General features: G+C 39.6%; 25 protein-coding genes. 18 read left to right on the forward strand and 7 right to left on the reverse strand.

The window, feature by feature from the left end:
- Positions 1 to 172: 172 nt before the first annotated feature.
- Positions 173 to 532 (reverse strand): YugN family protein, encoded by a 360-nt coding sequence (locus tag FZC88_RS02395; protein ID WP_148968627.1) that lies wholly within the window; start codon positions 530 to 532, stop codon positions 173 to 175.
- A 251-nt stretch (positions 533 to 783) separates the two neighbouring features.
- Between FZC88_RS02395 and FZC88_RS02400 the strand changes: the two genes are divergently transcribed.
- Both FZC88_RS02400 and FZC88_RS02405 read left to right on the forward strand, forming a co-directional pair.
- Positions 784 to 1,218 carry a CBS domain-containing protein gene (locus FZC88_RS02400; RefSeq protein ID WP_148993524.1) on the forward strand — a complete coding sequence of 145 codons (435 nt, stop codon included), beginning with the start codon at positions 784 to 786 and terminating at the stop codon, positions 1,216 to 1,218.
- Positions 1,219 to 1,434: 216 nt separating this feature from the next.
- The gene (locus FZC88_RS02405) at positions 1,435 to 2,487 is read left to right on the forward strand and encodes a CAP domain-containing protein (protein ID WP_262371622.1); all 1,053 of its coding nucleotides are present in this window, start codon (positions 1,435 to 1,437) and stop codon (positions 2,485 to 2,487) included.
- 56 nt (positions 2,488 to 2,543) lie between these two features.
- Here FZC88_RS02405 and FZC88_RS02410 read toward each other — a convergent pair whose 3' ends face one another.
- A complete protein-coding gene (locus tag FZC88_RS02410) occupies positions 2,544 to 3,032 on the reverse strand; it encodes a PaaI family thioesterase (RefSeq protein ID WP_148993526.1) in 489 nt (162 codons plus the stop codon).
- 165 nt (positions 3,033 to 3,197) lie between these two features.
- On the opposite strand from FZC88_RS02410, the gene FZC88_RS02415 reads away from it, so the two are divergent.
- The 4 genes from FZC88_RS02415 (at position 3,198) to FZC88_RS02430 (ending at position 4,959) form a co-directional block, all read left to right on the forward strand.
- Positions 3,198 to 3,614 carry a YlbD family protein gene (locus FZC88_RS02415; RefSeq protein ID WP_148993527.1) on the forward strand — a complete coding sequence of 139 codons (417 nt, stop codon included), beginning with the start codon at positions 3,198 to 3,200 and terminating at the stop codon, positions 3,612 to 3,614.
- A gap of 14 nt (positions 3,615 to 3,628) precedes the next feature.
- Positions 3,629 to 3,871, forward strand: coding sequence for a YlbE-like family protein (locus FZC88_RS02420; protein WP_148993528.1), 243 nt, complete (start codon positions 3,629 to 3,631; stop codon positions 3,869 to 3,871).
- 89 nt (positions 3,872 to 3,960) lie between these two features.
- Positions 3,961 to 4,356 carry a hypothetical protein gene (locus FZC88_RS02425; RefSeq protein WP_148968633.1) on the forward strand — a complete coding sequence of 132 codons (396 nt, stop codon included), beginning with the start codon at positions 3,961 to 3,963 and terminating at the stop codon, positions 4,354 to 4,356.
- A 156-nt stretch (positions 4,357 to 4,512) separates the two neighbouring features.
- On the forward strand, positions 4,513 to 4,959 hold the full coding sequence (locus FZC88_RS02430; RefSeq protein WP_148993529.1) for a YlbF/YmcA family competence regulator: 447 nt from the start codon (positions 4,513 to 4,515) through the stop codon (positions 4,957 to 4,959).
- Between the two features lie 69 nt (positions 4,960 to 5,028).
- Here FZC88_RS02430 and FZC88_RS02435 read toward each other — a convergent pair whose 3' ends face one another.
- The gene (locus tag FZC88_RS02435; RefSeq protein WP_148993530.1) at positions 5,029 to 5,343 is read right to left on the reverse strand and encodes a hypothetical protein; all 315 of its coding nucleotides are present in this window, start codon (positions 5,341 to 5,343) and stop codon (positions 5,029 to 5,031) included.
- A 139-nt stretch (positions 5,344 to 5,482) separates the two neighbouring features.
- Between FZC88_RS02435 and FZC88_RS02440 the strand changes: the two genes are divergently transcribed.
- Positions 5,483 to 5,758: a YlbG family protein gene (locus FZC88_RS02440; RefSeq protein ID WP_113968329.1), complete on the forward strand. Its 276-nt coding sequence runs from the start codon at positions 5,483 to 5,485 to the stop codon at positions 5,756 to 5,758.
- Positions 5,759 to 5,845: 87 nt separating this feature from the next.
- On the opposite strand, the gene FZC88_RS02445 is transcribed toward FZC88_RS02440, so the two are convergent.
- On the reverse strand, positions 5,846 to 6,235 hold the full coding sequence (locus FZC88_RS02445; protein ID WP_148968637.1) for a DUF7147 family protein: 390 nt from the start codon (positions 6,233 to 6,235) through the stop codon (positions 5,846 to 5,848).
- Positions 6,236 to 6,334: 99 nt separating this feature from the next.
- On the opposite strand from FZC88_RS02445, the gene FZC88_RS02450 reads away from it, so the two are divergent.
- The 4 genes from FZC88_RS02450 to coaD all read left to right on the forward strand — a co-directional run bounded on the left by FZC88_RS02450 (position 6,335) and on the right by coaD (position 9,494).
- Positions 6,335 to 6,649: a hypothetical protein gene (locus tag FZC88_RS02450; protein WP_148993531.1), complete on the forward strand. Its 315-nt coding sequence runs from the start codon at positions 6,335 to 6,337 to the stop codon at positions 6,647 to 6,649.
- 87 nt (positions 6,650 to 6,736) lie between these two features.
- Positions 6,737 to 8,146, forward strand: a complete 1,410-nt coding sequence (locus tag FZC88_RS02455) for a hypothetical protein (protein ID WP_148993532.1) — start codon at positions 6,737 to 6,739, stop codon at positions 8,144 to 8,146.
- A 263-nt stretch (positions 8,147 to 8,409) separates the two neighbouring features.
- Positions 8,410 to 8,958, forward strand: a complete 549-nt coding sequence (gene rsmD / locus FZC88_RS02460) for a 16S rRNA (guanine(966)-N(2))-methyltransferase RsmD (RefSeq protein ID WP_148993533.1) — start codon at positions 8,410 to 8,412, stop codon at positions 8,956 to 8,958.
- A gap of 38 nt (positions 8,959 to 8,996) precedes the next feature.
- Positions 8,997 to 9,494 carry a pantetheine-phosphate adenylyltransferase gene (gene coaD / locus FZC88_RS02465; protein ID WP_148968641.1) on the forward strand — a complete coding sequence of 166 codons (498 nt, stop codon included), beginning with the start codon at positions 8,997 to 8,999 and terminating at the stop codon, positions 9,492 to 9,494.
- A gap of 95 nt (positions 9,495 to 9,589) precedes the next feature.
- On the opposite strand, the gene ylbJ is transcribed toward coaD, so the two are convergent.
- Complete coding sequence (gene ylbJ, locus FZC88_RS02470) at positions 9,590 to 10,804, reverse strand: sporulation integral membrane protein YlbJ (RefSeq protein WP_148993534.1); 1,215 nt, start codon at positions 10,802 to 10,804, stop codon at positions 9,590 to 9,592.
- Positions 10,805 to 10,981: 177 nt separating this feature from the next.
- Between ylbJ and FZC88_RS02475 the strand changes: the two genes are divergently transcribed.
- Together FZC88_RS02475 and FZC88_RS02480 are read left to right on the forward strand one after the other, a co-directional pair.
- On the forward strand, positions 10,982 to 11,761 hold the full coding sequence (locus FZC88_RS02475; RefSeq protein ID WP_148993535.1) for a patatin-like phospholipase family protein: 780 nt from the start codon (positions 10,982 to 10,984) through the stop codon (positions 11,759 to 11,761).
- A gap of 5 nt (positions 11,762 to 11,766) precedes the next feature.
- Positions 11,767 to 12,810: a SepM family pheromone-processing serine protease gene (locus FZC88_RS02480; protein WP_148993536.1), complete on the forward strand. Its 1,044-nt coding sequence runs from the start codon at positions 11,767 to 11,769 to the stop codon at positions 12,808 to 12,810.
- Positions 12,811 to 13,356: 546 nt separating this feature from the next.
- Here the strand turns inward: FZC88_RS02480 and FZC88_RS02485 are convergent.
- Complete coding sequence (locus FZC88_RS02485; RefSeq protein ID WP_148993537.1) at positions 13,357 to 14,568, reverse strand: nucleotidyltransferase; 1,212 nt, start codon at positions 14,566 to 14,568, stop codon at positions 13,357 to 13,359.
- 239 nt (positions 14,569 to 14,807) lie between these two features.
- Between FZC88_RS02485 and FZC88_RS02490 the strand changes: the two genes are divergently transcribed.
- The 4 genes from FZC88_RS02490 to FZC88_RS02505 all read left to right on the forward strand — a co-directional run bounded on the left by FZC88_RS02490 (position 14,808) and on the right by FZC88_RS02505 (position 17,236).
- On the forward strand, positions 14,808 to 15,350 hold the full coding sequence (locus FZC88_RS02490; RefSeq protein ID WP_148968646.1) for a YceD family protein: 543 nt from the start codon (positions 14,808 to 14,810) through the stop codon (positions 15,348 to 15,350).
- 64 nt (positions 15,351 to 15,414) lie between these two features.
- A complete protein-coding gene (gene rpmF / locus FZC88_RS02495) occupies positions 15,415 to 15,588 on the forward strand; it encodes a 50S ribosomal protein L32 (RefSeq protein ID WP_044337494.1) in 174 nt (57 codons plus the stop codon).
- A 133-nt stretch (positions 15,589 to 15,721) separates the two neighbouring features.
- The gene (locus FZC88_RS02500; RefSeq protein WP_148993538.1) at positions 15,722 to 16,480 is read left to right on the forward strand and encodes an enoyl-CoA hydratase/isomerase family protein; all 759 of its coding nucleotides are present in this window, start codon (positions 15,722 to 15,724) and stop codon (positions 16,478 to 16,480) included.
- Positions 16,481 to 16,612: 132 nt separating this feature from the next.
- Positions 16,613 to 17,236: an RsfA family transcriptional regulator gene (locus tag FZC88_RS02505; RefSeq protein ID WP_148993539.1), complete on the forward strand. Its 624-nt coding sequence runs from the start codon at positions 16,613 to 16,615 to the stop codon at positions 17,234 to 17,236.
- 237 nt (positions 17,237 to 17,473) lie between these two features.
- On the opposite strand, the gene FZC88_RS02510 is transcribed toward FZC88_RS02505, so the two are convergent.
- Positions 17,474 to 17,950 (reverse strand): N-acetyltransferase, encoded by a 477-nt coding sequence (locus tag FZC88_RS02510; protein WP_148968649.1) that lies wholly within the window; start codon positions 17,948 to 17,950, stop codon positions 17,474 to 17,476.
- 230 nt (positions 17,951 to 18,180) lie between these two features.
- Between FZC88_RS02510 and FZC88_RS02515 the strand changes: the two genes are divergently transcribed.
- Positions 18,181 to 19,530 carry an acetyl-CoA carboxylase biotin carboxylase subunit gene (locus tag FZC88_RS02515; RefSeq protein WP_148993540.1) on the forward strand — a complete coding sequence of 450 codons (1,350 nt, stop codon included), beginning with the start codon at positions 18,181 to 18,183 and terminating at the stop codon, positions 19,528 to 19,530.
- Positions 19,531 to 19,590: the final 60 nt, after the last annotated feature.

The following is a 19,590-nucleotide window of genomic DNA, read 5'->3' on the forward strand; positions in this document are numbered from 1 at the left end:
CAGAAACCTATTACTATCATTATATGAGAGAATGAGAAGAATGAACAGTAGGAAGAAAGTGAAATTCAGAAGGTTTTACATCTAAAAGGGCCCTTAGTGGAGTTTGGATTGATCCTGATTGGATAATACAGAAAAGACTGTCTAAAGAAAGACAGTCTTTTCAAAACTGATATTACCAGGCAAAGTTCGTTGCTTCTTTTTTGACGTCTGCAATAAGTTTTTCACAAGAAGTGACCAGATGTTTAGGGAATTCTTCACCTTCACCGTATTCTATACCGTGTGGATAATAATGCTTTCCTAATAATGGAGTCATTAGTTGAATAACGGCGTCATGCTTTCCGATATCTCCCTCAACAGCAAGACCTTGGATTCGTAAATAGAAAATACCTTCTCTGATTTCAAATTTACGATCGTACGTCACTCTTTCATAATCCCATTGACCTGCACGAACAAGTCCATGAGATTCCATGATCTCGTCTAATCGGTTCAAGTCCACTTTTAAGCTTTCAAATTCAGTTCCTTCAAAACGCATAAAAATTCCCTCCTATATTGTCCGGCATGAGGACTTTCGAGCCCTGATGCTTTTCGTATGGTAGAAGCATTTATATCGGTGTATGTACAATGATACTAAATGCGGTATTTCTCATTCTTAATAATAGTGGAAAAACCTTTATCTTGCAATGTCTTCAATCATTTGAATTTGTCATTTTTAAAAAAATGAATATCCTGGAGGAGAATGAGAAAAATATAGGAAGTAATTCGGAACGTATGAGGAGGATCCAAATGACGAAAATCAGGGATATGATGACAAATGATATTGAAACTTGTTCGTTACTGGACAATGTGTATGAGGTTGCCTTAAAAATGAAAGAACACAATGTAGGATCCATTCCCATCGTGGATGGTGATAAGATTGTGGGAATGATGACAGACAGGGATATCGTCCTCCGCTGTATTGCTGAAAAACATCCTGCTTCTTCAAAAGTAGAAGATATCATGAGTAAACACTTAATAACGGTAGGACCTGACACCGAAGCACAAGAAGCGGCCCATATCATGGCTGAGCATCAGGTACGAAGGCTCCCGGTGGTCGAGGGAGATCGATTGATCGGTATGATATCTTTAGGTGATTTTGCTATAAGGGAGTCTCTGGGCAGACAGGCCTACGTTGCGTTAGAAAATATATCAGAATCAAACTTTAGAAATAAACCGTTTTAAACTTGGGGAGATGATCCATATAGGATCATCTCTATTCTATTTGGTTTTAGAAACCTTTACCCACCTGAGATTCATTTGTTTTAGAAGGGATGAAAATATGCTATCCTTTATACTAGACTGAAGTTTTAGAATCATAAACAATGGTATAATAATTCTAGTATTTGTGGCATATCCTGATAGAGAAAGTAGAGAGGAGGGAAATTTCTGAGAACCGTTTTGCGTATTTTGATCATTCTTGTCATTATTTTATTTATTGGTATTTATCAAGGTCAAAAACAAGAAAATGAGCCTCTTAAAGGACCAGAAACCCAAACTCTTAAAGAAGACAACGAAAACCAATTAAATCAATCAATCGAAGCTCCAGGGGAACGACCTGCATCAGGTTTATCCACTTGGATTGGCAAAGATACAAAAAAGGTAACTGAAGCTTTTGGAGAACCAGAGAGGGTTGAACCAAGCTCTTACGGGTATGAATGGTGGATCTACCCGATATCGGATAAACAGTACATACAAATGGGCGTCACTAATCATAAAGTTGTTACGTTGTTTGCCATTGGGAATCAGGTGGATGTGGCCCCTTATAAATTGGGACAACGTTTAGAAGACATTTACCGTTTTACAATTGTGGATTCCGAAATCGTTGTAAATGACGAATCAGGTGCTTATCAGTTTGAATTAAATGAAGAAGACCTGAATACCAGGCTTCTTGTAACCCTTGGAGATATTTATGCCCAGCTTTATCTGGACAAATTCACTGGAAGGCTTACGAGCATCCGCTTTCTTGATAGTCAAACATTGATCGAGATGCATCCATATGAAATGATGTATCGAGGGGAATTGGCTGAGGAACAAGAGCCAAGCGAGGACGAATGGGATAAAGTGAATAGTGCGAGCGAACAGCAGATCTTTGATATTACAAATGTGATCAGACATCAATTCGAAGCAGATAAACTAAAATGGGATGAAGAAACGGCAATGGTAGCAAGAGGGCATAGTCAAGAAATGTATGAAGAAGATTATTTCTCACATGATTCACCAACTTTCGGCAACTTATCCGAGCGTCTGGAAAGTGAAAATGTTAAGTTCAAGACTGCAGGGGAAAACATCGCTTCCCAGTACACGGACGCTCCAGAAGCCGTACATGGCTGGCTGAATTCGGAAGGCCATCGAAAGATCCTACTGGAACAACAATTCACCCATCTTGGCGTAGGTGTTTATAAAAGGTACTACACACAAAACTTTATAGAGAAATTTGAAGAAAAAGAATAAAAAGGTTGATTCCCTGAGACGTATGGGGAATCAACCTTTTCTTTTTGAAAAAAAGTCTATCGTTTCTTTTTGAAAATAAAAAACGAGCCGGTAGAATGAGCAACAATCTTCCCGTCTGAACTGATAACTTTCCCGTCCACTACAATGGTCTTGCTTCCCTGATGAACGACAGTAGCATGAGCAGTTAAACGATCCCCTATACCTGGTGCCAAGTAATGTACGTTTAAATTTGTCGTTACAGCTCCATATCCTTCAGGCAGCACCATATTGGCTAATGTGCCCATAGCGGAGTCCACTAATGTAGCGGTTACTCCGCCATGAACGATCTGCAGTGAGTTATGCGTAACGGGCGTAATAGGAATGCTTATTTCGAAATTCCCGTCTTTCACTTCGCGCTCCATAGCAAATATTCCGCCTATGATTGATCCATTTTCATTGTCTTTCTTACGTTTAACTCCTTCGAGAAGCTGTTTCAAGATTAGAAGATCCTCATCCGATGCTCCTGAAAGACATTCATCTAACAACTCTTGTACATGCTCTTTCATCTTCATACATCCTTTTCTTTATTCACAGCCAAAACATTCATTGGAAACTGTAAAATCAACGTTAATATACATGTAAATATTACTACAAAAAGGAATGTATCACCATTCTTTTGAATCCTTCATAAAGTGTAGTAGGTAGATGCCTGTAATGGAGGTGTTCATAAAATGGGTAAATCACTACACCCTAAGGTAAAAGAGTTTAAAGGATTTGTGAGAAAGCATCCGAAAATTGTGAAAGATGTCCGGAATGGGGATGCCAATTGGCAGGATCTCTTTGAAGACTGGTACTTACTGGGGGAAGATGATACAAGGTGGGATAAGTATAAAGACGAAGCTGCGAAAGAATCAAGCCCAACTAACCAAGGAAGTAAAAGCGGGTGGATGGATCAGGTTGGAGATATGGTGAAAAAAATGGACGCTAATCAATTGCAACAGCATATTAACAGCTTAAGTGAAGCCTTGGGAGCAGTACAAGGAGTACTTAGTCAATTTCAGTCAAATAATAATAGGGGATCAGGGACAACAACCAAAACTGAAACACCACCCAAACCCTCCCATCCATTTTCATTCCGGAAAGATTAGGAGGCTGACTAAAGGTGCGAGCAGACATTATTGAGTATATTTATGCCAAGGATGATTTGAAATTATTTTTAAGAGATCAGCCACAGTGGTATCGTACACTTTCTCGAAATCCCAATGAATTAGAGAAATTCGAAATTGCGTCGATTAACCATTTTCAAAAAACGATTCCTCATCGAGTACAAAAATTCTCAAACGGAGTCCAAATGGCCTCCATGATGATCAGTATGTTCCAATCAATGAATAGTGCCGATAGTTAAGGCACTATTTTTTTGTGTGAAAGCCATAATAATTTTGAGTAAAAAGTGAAACGGTTGGGCAAGGCTATTAGTAAGGAGTGGTGTACACGATGAAGAAAATCATTTTTCTATCCATTGCGTTACTTATGTTTTTAAGCGGCTGTAAGGAAAAAATGCCTGAACCGGAAAGCTTTGCGTTTACTAAAAAAGTTGAAGCTGCGAAGTCTGAGGAAAAACCTCTTTCCATCAAACATATGGTACAAGGAAGTCAAGTGTATATTGAATGTATCGTTCCAAATGTAACATTCACATCAGAAAAAAACGGAGCGAAAAAAGGAAAGATCGTCGTTCGTTCAAATACCGGCAATTTGTATAAGGAGTATCATACAGCTGCCTTTGTTGTAAAAGGATTACCAAAAGGTGTTCATCTTCTCAACGTTGAAATAGTAGGGACGAATAACAAATCGTTAGGGATGAAAAAGCAGTTTTATGTGACGATTCAATAATCATTGAATTTTAAAGTCCGTCGTAAAAATATTTTTTTCGGCGGTATTTTCCTTGGCTACAGCATTCGAAAAAGTGGGGCAACTCCAAAAAATTCATTTTGCATATTCGCTTCCTTACGTGAAACGTGTTAAAATATCGTTACGGAGGTGAGCGTTATGCTTGCTACTATAGAAAGAATGGAAATATTGGATTCAGCTGACGAATTATCTCAGTGGATTTTAGAATCTGATGTGGCAGAAAATTATCGTAAGTCTTTATATAAACTTCGTAACAATTCTGACACTCAACGAAAAGTACAAACCTTTTCGCGAATGAAAGAAAGTTACGAAGAAGTTCAACGCTTCGGACGTTACCACCCGGACTACAAAACCATCATGAAAGAAATCCGTGAAGTGAAAAGAGAAATGGACCTTGATGAGAATGTAGCGGAGTTCAGAAGGGTGGAAAACGAGCTGCAAGATCTCCTTGATCAAGTGAGCCTGCTAATCGGACATTCCGTGTCTAAAAATGTAAAGGTTCCTTCAGGGAATCCTTTTTTCTCAAGCGGAGGATCATGCGGGGGAGGCTGTGGTTCTGGCGGAAGCTGCGGTTGTTCAGCCTAATCAAATGAAAAGAAGAGCGGACGAAGTGTCTGCTCTTCTTTTCATTTTGTGAAGGTTCATCCTTATCCGTTACTGTTTTAACCGAACACAATCCACACAGAGGTTTCCACAGCAAAACATTTTTTCCTGGGGGACATAGAACCTGTGACGATATACATACAATGGTTTTTCTTCCCTGAAATAAATTGTATCAGAATGCAGTCTCTTGCCCCGCATCGCCCTAGCTGACCATTTTTTAATGGAATACTCAATGTCAGTTTTCTCTTTATCGGATCTTATATAAATAAATGGTATGCCTGCACTCCATTTCACATGCGCATCTTCAATTCCTTCCTCTCTTCGAAGTTGATCGATAAAAAAGTCCCAAATCATATTCAAATCCATTGTGACCCTCCGTTCTCTACTTCATTATGTAGTATTCACTGTACGCTCTGTTTAATGAAAGTTCGCACCATTACGTATTGCTTACCGCCACATTATTATGCTAGACTTATAAAAAAGTGATTCCTAGAGGGGAAACTATATGTTAACAGAGAGACAAGGTTTAGTTGTTTGGTTACATAGTTTGAAGCATGCCAAGTCCCTGAGGCGATTTGGGAATGTTCACTATGTTTCGAAGAAAATGAAATATGTTGTACTTTATTGTAATCAGGATGAAATCGACACGGTAATGGAAAGAATTGCTGCCTATTCCTACGTGAAAAAGGTAGATCCTTCTCATAAGCCATTTATAAAGTCTGTTTTTGAAAATTCCCGTCCGGATAAGGCAAAGGAATATGATTACAAAATGGGATTTTAATGTTTGCTGCCAAAGAGTGTTGTTTTGGCAGCTTTTTTCTTAAGGGTGATACACCTCCGTTACAAAAAGCTGCACGATTAACATCCTTTATTGTAAAGGCAGTATATAATGATTTAATCGCAGTATCGCGATCAGATGCTGATAGTACAATGCTTTCTCCGGATACAGAGTGGAGGGTTTCACATCCATTTGGATGATGACCCTGTCTAATTCCTTAGCTGTCTCTTCAAAAAGGGAGTAGCGCTGGTTTGGTGTGATATTCGGATTTGGGATTCCTTCCCGGCAAACATAAATGGCTTGGAATTTCCCTTGTTCTGTAGGTTTCATCACAAGAGCCATGGATGATACAGCCCGGTTATTAACAATAGTATGAAATGCCATCATATGCTGTAATCGTTCTTTATTTGCTTTAGCAAGCTCCATTAGTTCATAAATATCTGAATATCCTTCTCCTAATTCAATAAAACGTTGAATCATTCATTCAATCTCCTTTTCTTACCGAGTTTATCAATTCCTTATTATTTCAAACATATAGTGATAAGTAAAGATTCAAAATTACTTATAGGGGTGATCGTGGTGGTATGGTTATTTCTATTTATCGTCCTGGGATTATCATGTTTGTATGTTATTGGCGGGAGACACGATACGAAAGAAATTGAATTAATGAATTGTGATTCTTTTATCGTGACAGCAATATTGTCTACACTGGCGGTTCACGGAATTCTATCTCTGGCAGAGGAGGTTGAATGGCAAAACTTTACTCTTCAAGATTTACAAGAAACTCTTATAAGCAATGGATTGCTGGATAAAAGTGAATGGGATGAAATGCTTGCAGATCATTTAAACCAAGCTTCCTTTCCCGCCGACAGTAAAGACCTGGATTTTGGTTAAATGATTGGAAATAATCGAAAAATATTCCACCAATAGCTGCCGGAATCTGCTATTCTTTAAGTAACAGACGGAGTTAAGGAGTAAAGTATGAAACGCATCCTATTTACATTTGGTCTAGTAATGATTTTGATTAGTTCCAGCATTCTTTTCTTTCAATGGATGGGATTCACAACAGAAAGTGCAGAAGAGCCTGGGGCTGTAAAGGTAGATCAATCTTATTCCATCACACATGAAGGAAACTCATTTTTTGTGACACAAACCATTCATTTCTTATCAACAATCCCTAAACAAATAACCATTCAATGGCCAAGTGATGCCAGCGATTTTTCATGTGTAAATGACAGAGGGGATGAGTGTTTAACGAAAGAAAATGGAGAATTCCAATTAAGTAATCTCTATAAAGACCTTAAGGAGATCACGATTACCTATACATTCGAGCAGCCGACTAAAAAAGAAAGTATGTTAGTGAAAGATTGGCACCCTGTTCTATCTTCTATCGAAACATTAAATACAGATATTCACATAACAGAAAAAAGTTTGAGGACTGGAAAATGGGTAGCAGGATATAAATCTTCCAGCCATAAAAAAAAGAATTATATCGATTATTATTCTTTCAACGGTCGGGGTGAGCCTTCCGCATTATATTTCACTGAAGATCCGTTAGTGGAGAAAGCTTCATCTACAGTGAGAATGTTGTACGACAGGACCGATATAAAAGAGGATAGGGCAGTCCAACCAGGTTCCTTTGAAGGGTTTGTAACCGTCATCATCACGGACAAAATAGAGCCCTATGTATCTCCATATTTGATTGTAAGGAACACAACTGAAAAGGAAATGCTCAATGAACTGAAAGGGAGCTTACTGTATCAACAGTATTTTTCCACTGATGAAGAGGCTTGGCTTAAGGAATTCATCGTTAGCATCCTATTAAAAAAACAACCGCACACATCAAAATCTGCATGGGCTTATAAAGAAGTAATGGAAGGGCTGACCTCTTCCCAATTGGATACTTTTAAACGGAAAATGGAAGAGGACAAGACCAAATCGGTTGATGCAACAAAATTAGATGTGATTTTAGGAAAAGTTACAGGCTTTGACTCTACATTTTTTACTGAAAGTGTAAAAGGAAAAAGGAATATCCCTATGATTCTTAATAGCGATGATCCTGTACTCATCAACAAAAAAACACATAACCTTTCTTATATTTCTTATAGACAAAAAGAACTTATTGAATTTCCACAAGCAGTAAAGGCTTTGGGACTGGACATTAAAGAGATAAAGCCAAACGTATTCTTTACATCGTTAAATGGAAATACATTCAGGTTTTATGTGAATGAAGATTATTTTATTTATAATGAAGAAAATTACGGCTTATTAACGAATCCAATCCAAACGGTTGGGGGTTCCATTTATATGGATGTTCACTGGTTCGAGAAATTGTTCAAGGTAGAAGTGATGAATAAGGAAGTTTCCACTAGAGATGATGAAAGAACGTAAAAAGCCCTGCAGAACTTTCTGCAGGGTCCTTCTATATCCATTTCTGGAAAGAAGGCAAAGGGAGAGGAGAAACCGGAGGAAGAACTTATGGGGAATCGTAAGTCTTCTCCGCGGTTGGCAACAACATCAGTTAGGATGCTGTTACTTCCATTATCACCTATCAAAATGATTTTATACATGTTTTGGAACAATTTCAGTATGTAGCGATATCTGTCGAGATATGATAGGATAGTGAAGAAAAAATACATATATGGTGGATGATTATGAGAGTAATATCAGGTACGTTAAAAGGTAGACCGTTGAAAGCTGTTCCAGGCAGTGGGACACGGCCGACAACAGATAAGGTGAAAGAGTCTATATTTAATATGTTAGGCCCCTATTTTGAAGGGGGTACAGGATTGGATTTATTTGCAGGAAGCGGCGGACTCGGAATAGAAGCCCTGAGTCGTGGACTCCATTCTGTGATTTTCGTGGACCGTGATGCAAAAGCATTTCAAACCATTAAGGCAAACCTCCAGGATTGTGACCTGGCGGAGAAAAGCGAAGTGTACAGGAACGAAGCAACGAGGGCGTTAAAGGCAATTTTAAAAAGAGAGATAACCTTTGATTATATCTTCCTGGACCCTCCTTATAAACAGCAGAAGCTTCAACAACTCCTGGAATTCATCGACGAGCACAACCTTCTAAATGAAAGCGGTTACGTCATGTGTGAACATGGTTCGGAAATTACATTGGGAGATAGAGTCGGGGGCATGGAGAAAGTAAGGGAAGAAACGTATGGAATCATAAGGATTTCCATTTTTTCAAGGTGACTGAAGGTAGAAACGATAAATAGCCAGGGGGTATTATAATGACGAGCATTGCAGTTTGTCCGGGTAGTTTTGATCCCATTACATATGGACATTTAGATATTATTACACGGGGTGCGAAAGTTTTTGATCAAATTTATGTGGTGGTCTTAAATAACTCTTCTAAAAAACCACTATTCTCTGTAGAGGAAAGAATTGAATTGATTCGTGAAGTTACCGGGGACATTCCTAATGTGGTTGTCGATTCTTTTCAAGGACTCTTAGTTGATTACGCAAAAAAAGTGAATGCGAAAGCAATCATTAGAGGGTTGCGTGCGGTATCAGACTTTGAATATGAAATGCAGATTACGTCAATGAACAGGGTTTTAGAAGATGATATCGAGACGTTCTTCATTATGACGAATAATCAATATTCTTTCTTGAGCTCGAGTATAGTAAAAGAAGTGGCTAAGTATGGAGGCAACATATCTGAATTAGTGCCGAAACGAGTGGAAGAATCGTTAAAGGAAAAATATAATGAATTAAATAAGCCCCAATAATGAATACAGGGTTGATCCAAGTGTGCAGACTTTACATTTCTCATTTTGTGAGAAGTATATTGTCGTAGGCAATGGGATCAACCCATTCTTTATTTTTATGCTTGTCTTCTTACATATAATACGATATAGAGAATCAAACTGAATATCGTGATCACTGGACCTGCTGTCTTAAACCAATACAGTATTTCCGTCCAGAATGCATTATTTTTCATTGCGAATACAGGTATGGCATTGGAGAGCTGCTCATCGGAAAATCTCTCGTATATCGGTTTCCAAATGATGATGGTCGTGACGGAAGCGGCTATTCCGTGAATAAATCGGGCATAGAAGAAGGGCTTGAACCGAATGTCGGTTTCTGCCAATATGCTCGCAACTTGTGCTTGGACACTGAACCCGCTGAACCCCAATATAAAACTTGTAATAATGGCTTGCTGAAGCAGAGTAGCTTCATTTACTCCACTTGTCAGCTTGCCGCCTAACGTGATTTCAAACAAGCCTGAAATAAATGGAATGCTTAATTGCTCTGGTAATTGGAGCAGAATAAATAGAGTTGACAACCCTTCTGCAACAAAGGTCGTAATATGCAGATGATAAAGCATTTTATTAATGACCGAAAATAGGATAATGAAACCACCGATCATCAGTAAGGTTTGAATGGAAGAGGTGACAGCATCTCCTAAGAGTTTCCCTATAGGGCGCTTATCTTGCAGTCTTGTGTGATGAAGAGCAGAAAAGGCTTCACGAATGATAAAGCCTTTTTTTCCGGATGACTGATTTCTCAATTCTTCCTTATCTTTTCCACCATAGAATCTCATGACGACACCTACACAGATGTTTCCAATATAATGAGCGGCAGCTAAAACAATTCCGAGGGTAGCATTCTGAAAGAACCCAACCGACACAGCTCCAAATATGAATAAAGGATTGGAAGAGTTCGTGAAGGAAACAAGACGTTCCGCTTCCAATTTCGTGATTTGTTCTTCCTGCCTCAGACGGGCCGTCAGTTTGGCTCCAGATGGAAATCCTGATGCCATTCCCATTGCCCACACAAATCCTCCGACTCCAGGGACCCGGAATAATGGCCGCATCAAGGGTTCCAGCATGACCCCGATAAATCTGACTACACCAAAACCAATCAACATTTCAGACACGATGAAAAATGGCAATAACGAGGGGAAAACGATCTCCCACCACATATCTAATCCCCGAATGGAGGCCTCAAGAGATTCTCCCGGCATTATGATGAGAGATGCCGCAAATATAGTCACGCTCATCGATAAAGCCAAGGTTTTGATTTTCGATTTGAACAACCGGACTTCCCCCTCTTATGAAATTAGTTCCTTCTATATCAATTCCTTGTGAATTGGGAAAAGAATGATAAAATGGGATTAATTCAACTTGTCCTCATATTATTCAATATACTCATACATAATTGAAATAGACCATATGATGAAATGTACCGATAACTCGGCAAAAGGGGGAAGGGCATGGACAGACCCAAGATTGGATTAGCCCTCGGCTCGGGTGGGGCAAGAGGATTTGCGCATTTAGGGGTGTTAAAGGCATTTGATGATGCAAAGATACCTATAGATATGATTGCAGGCAGCAGTATGGGTGCTCTTGTGGGCTGTTTTTATGGGGTAGGGCATAAGATGGAAGACCTCTACAAGCTTTCCACAACCTTCAGAAGAAAATACTATTTAGACTTTACCGTTCCGAAGATGGGCTTTATTTCGGGTAAAAGGATAAAAGAATTCATTCAGCTTTTTACACATAATAAAAATATTGAAGATTTAAAAATTCCCATAAGTGTCGTTGCCACAGATATTACAAATGGTGAAAAAGTGGTGTTTACTACCGGCCCTATCTCAAGTGCGGTCCGGGCAAGTATTGCGATCCCGGGTATATTTGTGCCTGAAAGAATAAACGGCCGCTTACTCGTGGACGGAGGAGTCATTGACCGGGTACCTGTTTCGGTTGTAAAAGAGATGGGTGCTGACATTGTCATTGGAGTCGATGTATCTCATGTGAAAAGGAATGCTGAAATCACAACGATTTATGATGTGATTATGCAAAGCATCGATATCCTTCAATTAGAAATCGTCGCACATCGTGAATTTGCATCTGACTTTATGATCAGACCCCATGTACAAATGTATAGCACCAGAGCCTTTAAGAATATTGATGAAATTATCGATATGGGGGAGGAAGAGGCGAAGAAGGTTATTCCTTCTATACAGAAAGCTTTAGATGATTGGAAGGAGTAATGAGCATGAAAACGAAAACATTAATCAGAACCTTAGTCATCATGACCATTATCATGGTTGCTACATCCTTTTATTATCTTCCCTTCTATGTAACGAAGCCGGGAGGAGCCCATGAACTGGATCCGATCGTAGAAGTGAAGAATGGCTATGAGGACGAAGGTGAATTAATGCTTACAACCGTCAGGATGGGAAGAGCAAATATCTATGCCTATCTTATGGCAAGCTTAAAAAAATACGAATATATCTTTCCGGTTGAGGAAATTAGAAGCCCACATGAAAGTGACGAGGAGTATAATCTTCGTCAACTGCACCTAATGGCTGACTCTCAAAACCATGCCATTGAAGTGGCCTTTAAAAAAGCGGGTAAATTCTATAAATACACCTATAAAGGTATATATGTATTAAATATTTACCCATCTATGCCGGCAGAAGAAGTGTTAATGCCTGGTGATCGCATTACAGCCGTTGATGGGAATACAATTCAATCATCAGAGGAATTCATTGAATATGTGAGCAAGAAAAAAAGTGGGGATAGTGTGAAGATTACCTACGTTCGGGATAAGGAAGAAATGGTGGAAACGATTTCCTTGGAGGCTTTCCCTGATATGCCCGATAAAGTAGGTCTGGGAATTACGCTAAGTGACGATAAAGAAATCAAAACCGACCCGCCGGTGAAACTGGATACTGAAGAGATTGGTGGCCCTTCCGCAGGATTGATGTTTAGCTTGGAGATTTATAATCAACTAACGAAGGATGACATTACGAAGGGTCATTCTATTGCGGGGACCGGGACGATTTCCGAAAGCGGGGAAGTTGGACGCATTGGCGGTATAGAGCAGAAGGTCATTGCTGCTGACAAAGCAGGTGCAGAATATTTCCTTGCTCCACATGAAAACGTTACAAAAGAAATGAAAGAAAAGTATCCTGAACTTGAATCGAACTATACTGCTGCCAAAAGAACAGCTGAAGACATTGGTACTGATATGAAAGTAATACCAGTGAAAAGCTTTGATGAAGCATTAGCATTTTTACAAACATTAGCCAAATAGTCAAAGAGGCTGTCTTAGGTCAGCCTCTTTCTATTTGGCTCTTTTCGTAAAGTTTGTTGCTATTGTAGAGGAGAAAGTAATAGTTGATTTCCGCTCCAGGATGCTCGCTTTCCGCTGGGCTGGCGGTGAGCCTCCTCGGCTGCGCCTCCGGGGTCTCACCTGTCCAGCTATTCCCGCAGGAGTCGAGCATCCTGCAGCGAGGATCAACTTTCTGAGCATGAATCCTTAATGGAAAACAATTAAAACAAGAATTTTAGCAAACAATTTCATTTAAGGTAAGTAGAGATTGAATTTCCTTTTAAGGAAGAAGAATTATTTTTTTCTAGTTACACTGTTTTCTTACACACTTTGAAGCTCTGTCATGAAAATACTGTTAAAGATGGTGAGGGGAACTGCGCAGACTCCGGCGGATTTTGGGCGTGCCGAGACCCCGTTCGGCTAAGCTGAGGAGGCTCGGCCGAACGCTAGCTGCAAGCGGAGCAGTTCCCTCACCATCTAGCACACGCTAATTGACAGAGCCTTGCAGTGAGAAAAGAGCGTTCTATTTTATATGATCACAGGCGGTTGGGACCATTCCTGATGAAGCAATTTTTTTCGGGCTGCGGCATTTTTTAATCCTAATGAAAATATTTCAGCTGCTCTGACATCTAATTCTATCTCGCTTTGATTAGCACTTGAAAGTTTACTGATTAAAGGCAAGGGCATTTCTTTTTTCTTAGAATGGATAAATTCCCTTCCCGTTTTATTCATTCCAAGCAGGCGGATATAGCTGGGAGAGATGTGTCTGGAACGCATTTCTTCCTTGCGGGTATTCGTTAGAATGTGAAGGAGCATTCGTTGAAGGCGTGTCCATGTATAGCGCTTTGTTTTAAGCTTCGTCATGAATTCTTCAAAAGAAGTCGAGGTTTTAACACACTCCATCATCCGATTTTCTATCCCTTCTTCTATTTCATATATATCCTTCAGTTCCTCTCTGGACGATGAAAGAAGCTTATACTGTAGAATCGTCCAATAATTTTCCCAACGATGGAATCCCCCATACTCTAGTTGATACTGAGTTAACTGAGAAACGGATGTCGACGGGAGAAAAGAATCAATCTTATGATCACCTTCGCTGCTGAATATACTTTTCCTTATGCTTGTCGCACTTGCAATTGAAGGAGAAGAGAAGTGTTGATCATGGTACCCGGCAGCTTCCCTTGTAATGGTGTACGCTTTTAGTGTCGAGTGAATCTGGTTTCTCGCTTCCATATAATGAAACCCCAGTATATTATTCGGCTTACTTAAATCGATAACGGAGTCTCCGTTCCCTAATGTTTGGAATGCTTTAGCAAGAGCGGAAGGATAACTCATGCCATCCTGGATAAACCTGCTTATATATGTATTGTATCGCTCCCGGTTTGCTTCAATGAACAGAACCGTTTTCTCGAAAGTATCAATATCCCCATCCTCACTGCCAAAACAAAAACTCTCACAGCCTATGGAATCAAGGAGTGAAATGGCTCCCCTCGAAAAAATTTCAGCATGCTGAGTGGCAAAACAATAGGGAAGTTCAATCACGACGTCAACCCCTGCTTCTAGAGCCATTCTGGTTCGGGCCCATTTAGATACCAGTGCAGGCTCTCCACGCTGCAGAAAATGCCCACTCATAACCGCAACCACTACATCAGCACCAGATGCTATTCTCGTTTCCCTTAAATGATGTAAATGACCATTATGAAAGGGATTGTACTCTACTACTACTCCTGTTGCTTTCATGAAATTCACCACATCCTTTCTAAGTCAGAATTATCTCCTATATAGATCATTATATAAGGAAATGATTTAGATTCTCTCCTTTTATAACATAATCATAACTAATATTATAAAATATTTGAAAGTCCTTATATTTAAACGTTATAATTACAACACTATGGTTGTTAAGAGTGTAAAGAAAAAATATTGACAAACGGTATTATGAAAGCTATAATTACCTTTGTTGCCTTGAGGTGATTACATTGAAATGGTCAATAATACAATTACAAAAATTTAGAGACAAGGGACTTTCCATTGACGAAACGATTAATTTGGATGAATTGAAAGAAATCGATCCCCAAATTATAGAAGTCTCACCTATTCGAGTGTCCGGAAAGGCAGATATCGGTTCAAACCGCGTCACTTTCCATCTCCATATAGAAGGGAAGTTAGTTTTACCTTGCTCAAGAACCCTTGTGGATGTTGATTTACCAGTTGACATTCAAACGATTGAAACGTATCTTCTAAATGAAGCTGATTATGATCAGTATGAGGAAGAGGAAGTACATCGTATTCAAGGTGATGTTATTGATTTAAAACCTGCTATTAGAGAATTACTATTACTTGAGATTCCGATGCAAGTAATCAGTGATGAAGCGAGAGAACAAGATGAGATGCCTTCCGGTAAGAACTGGGAAGTACTAACGGAAGAACAAGCTTATCAAGTCGAGCAAGAGGAAGAGAAGAAAGTTGATCCTCGTCTCGCTGACTTAGCAAAACTTCTTGATCAAAACAAGAAATCTTAAAAGCGAAGTACCAGTTCGACTGGCTTCATAATGAGTATTAATCTCTTTTAAGGAGGTGGGAAGAATGGCAGTACCTTTTAGAAGAACATCTAAAACAGCAAAAAGACAACGTCGTACACACTTCAAACTACGTGTACCTGGTATGGTAGCATGCCCAAACTGTGGTGAAATGAAACTAGCACACCGTGTTTGTAAAGAGTGCGGAACGTATAAAGGTAAAGAAGTTGTAAACAAATAATATTGTTTACACCCGAAAAAAGCGTGAAAGAGGCCATGGCTCTTCACGCTTTTTTTATTGTCATTTTTAAAAAATATCTGTTCATCCCATACATAAAACCATACACTATAAGTAAGACAGGAGGGGTCTGAAAGTGGGAGACTACATCATACATATGAACAAAGAAGGAATACTGCAATTTATCATCAACCGCCCCGAGAAACGGAATGCAGTTAGTTATGAAATTATGGAGGGGCTTGAAAAAGCTTTAAACGAGTGTATGTATAATGATCACGTGAAAGCGCTCCTAATAACGGGAAGTGGTGATCGTGCATTTTGTGCCGGAGGGGATTTAACTCAATTTCATAATCTTAAGACAGAGAGTGAAAGTTATGAAATGCTCAGTAAAATGGGGGGACTCCTCACGAGGCTTGCCTTTCTCCCAAAGCCCACGATCGCCTTCATCAATGGGACGGCAATTGGCGGCGGATGTGAAATCGCAACGGCATGTGACTTTAGAATTGCTAAAAGAACTGCGAAAATGGGGTTCGTTCAAGGGAATCTTGCCATCACCACTGGCTGGGGAGGGGGAACCTTGCTTCTTGAGAGGATTTCAGTGTCAAATGCGCTTTTACTCCTGATGACAGCCAGGGTAGAAGAAGCAGAATTCCTTCATGATATAGGGTTCGTAGATGAGTTAGTTGATGACATTATGCCGACCCATGAAATACCCCTCATTAAAATGATCTCATTAAAATCAGAAGGGGTATTGAAGGCATATAAGCAGCAGCTGCTTGAGAGATGGGATAAAAAAAGAGTAGAAGAGAATATCATGAAGGAAATAAGACAATGTGCTAAGCTCTGGGCGAGTGATGAACACCACGAAGCTGTGGACGAATTTCTAAAGAAATAGGCGAAACATAACAAAAAGGAACAGGGAACTCCCTGTTTCTTTTTGTGTGCTTAAAAAAACAGTGGTGCAGATTCTATCTTCTCTAGTAAGAGCATATGTATGGATAAACTGGATCTTACAGGGGGGATGGAAATGTCTTCGAATAGACAGGATGCATGGAGTCAAGATGAAGATGTGTTGTTAGCGGAAGTGGTATTACGTCATATACGAGAGGGCGGTACCCAGCTTCAGGCATTTGAAGAGGTAGGAAGAAAACTATCAAGAACATCAGCAGCTTGTGGCTTTCGCTGGAACTCATTTGTTCGTAAACAATATAAATCTGGAATCGAACTGGCTAAAAAACAAAGAAAGCAGTCTAAGAAATATTCTCCTATCGTTAAGGTAAACGAGGAAAAGCAAGAAGTGCCGAAACTACAGGTTGAGAGTTCCTCGGAGCTTGAATCCCCGGAAGCGTTTTCAATGGGAAGCATGATAAATTATCTTCAAAAAGCAGAGGAAGCTGTTCGGAATGGAGAAAAAGTAAGGAATGAAAATACTCAGCTGCATGGACAAATCTCTCTATTGAAAGAGAAGCTTCAAGAGGTTGAAGAGGAGTTGAAAGAATACGAAGCAAAATTTAATCTCCTCGAAGAAGATCATAAATCATTATTAGCTATTTTTGAAAAAGCAAGGAAAATGGCTCTATTGCAAGGAAATGAAGACAAGGTTAAGTTTCAAATGGATAAAAACGGAAACCTTCAGCGGTTAAATAAATGAAGAGAAAAAGGGCTGACTAAAGAATATCTTTAGCCAGCCTATTTTAATTACTTGTGATTAGGGTGGTTAGTATGCTTGTCGCCTCTGGACGAGCCGCCTCCGCTTTAGTTTTCATYCAGCTACGGCGGCTAGAGGCTCGAGGTCATAAGTCAAACCAGCCAAAAAGGCAAAGAACGCCTTTCCGGCTGGTTCGCCTTATGCTTGTCGCCTCTGGRCRAGCCGCCTCCGCTTTAGTCATTAACTAATTTTCTGTTCTTTAACCCCTTCAGGGAACCATACGTATGGATTTTCGCCTAAATCTCTTTCCACTTCGTATGTTACGGCTTCGAAGCCCATTTTCTCCCAGAATCCCTGTGATTTGATACGGGAATTTGTTTTAATAGGTAAACCAAAGCTTTTTGCGAATTCTACCAGCATTTTTCCATAGCTTTTGTATTGATATTTTGGTAATACTTCAAGCTTCCATAGCTCCAAGTAATTTTGGGGAGGATCGAAGTACTGATCAAATCGGGCATTGCGCTGGTACAAACTCATTCTGGCAACCAGCGTATCACCAAAGTAAATTCCATAAAATGGTGATTCACTATCGTTTTCAATGATGTTTGCTTGTAAGTCTTCTAGCATGGATAATTCCTGTACACCATATTCTTTAAATTTCTTAAACTCTTCGAGAGTTTTATAGTTTACTTTTAATTTCTCCACTTTCACTGCCATCGTATGACCTCCTAAAATGCTGAAAAATAAATCTGGAAAACATGATAATCATGTATCCGTTTGCAGTTGATCGTGTGATCAAGCAAGTATTTATTATCATTATATAACAAATAAACAAAAAATTCTGCACTTAATTAAGAAAACGTTTACAATAAAGAAGAAGGAATTCGACGATTTTTGTAGAATTCGTAATATGAACAGATGTGTTCTATAAAGAAAGGGGAGAGATTGTGCAGAAGATTCTAATTGCAAATAGGGGAGAAATTGCTTCAAGAATAATTAAAACCTGTAAACAATTAAACATTCAAACAGTCGCGGTTTATTCCGATGCAGATCAGGATATGCCCTTTGTTAAAGAAGCGGATATTGCTCACCGCATAGGTGAATCACAAGTGAACCGCTCATACCTGGTAGTGGACAATATACTCGAAGTTGCGAAAAAGGAAAAAGTGGATGGGATCCATCCCGGATACGGTCTCCTATCAGAAAATGCGGACTTTGCCAGAAGAGTTGCAGAAGAAGGTATCACCTTTATTGGACCTGCTCATGATATCATCGAAAAGATGGGTGACAAGGTAGAGGCTAGAAGGGTTATGCAAGATGCGTCCGTACCAGTCGTGCCTGGAAGTGATGGAGGAGTGGAATCCCTTGATGCTGCCAAGAGTGTAGCAAATGAAATCGGTTATCCTGTTATGTTGAAAGCCAGCGGTGGCGGCGGAGGGATCGGTATGATTCGCTGTGAAAATGAGCAAGCGCTCGTTCAAAGCTTCGATTCTACTAAAAACCGGGCTAAAGCCTATTTTGGGAAAGAGGAAGTCTTTCTCGAGATATGTATTGAAAATGCGAGACACGTTGAAGTACAAATCTTTGGAGATCATCATGGAAATTTGGTGCATCTTTTTGAACGTAATTGCTCAGTGCAAAGAAGAAACCAAAAAGTGATAGAAGAATCACCTTCCCCAGGCCTTTCTCAAGAAACGAAGGAGAAAATGTTCGCATCTGCCATCCAAGCTGGTAAAGCAGTTAACTATACGAATGCTGGAACGGTGGAGTTCATCGTTGATGATGAGGAGAATTTTTATTTTCTGGAAATGAATACAAGACTTCAAGTGGAACATCCGGTCACTGAAACCATCACAGGATTGGATTTAGTGAAGTGGCAGCTTTTGGTAGCTTCTGGTGAGCCTCTTCCTCTATGCAAACAGGAGGAAATCCATGTAAGCGGTCACGCAATTGAGTTCAGGGTATATGCTGAGGATCCAAAGACTTTTTATCCTTCTCCAGGTCAGCTAACGACCTTACGATGGGGTAAAGGGGATGATGTTCGAATAGATAGCGGTTATGAAGAAGGGAATAAAGTCACTCCTTTCTATGATCCGATGATTTCTAAATGCATCATCAAAGGAGATGACCGTGAGGACGCGATACATAAAGCCAAGGTCTTCTTTGAAGGGGTAACCATTGAAGGAGTTAAAACAAATGTCACTCTCTTCAAGGATATCATTGAAGTTAGAGGCTTTATTGAAGGAACTTATACAACGAAATGGCTTCAGGACTTTTTAAAGGCCAACCAAACGTAAGAACAATAAATGCAGGACATCATGCTAGTATCTATATAGAATTCAACTAAAAGAGAACAA

Origin of the sequence: Rossellomorea aquimaris, assembly GCF_008180865.1 — a bacterium.
Taxonomy (GTDB): domain Bacteria; phylum Bacillota; class Bacilli; order Bacillales; family Bacillaceae_B; genus Rossellomorea; species Rossellomorea yichunensis.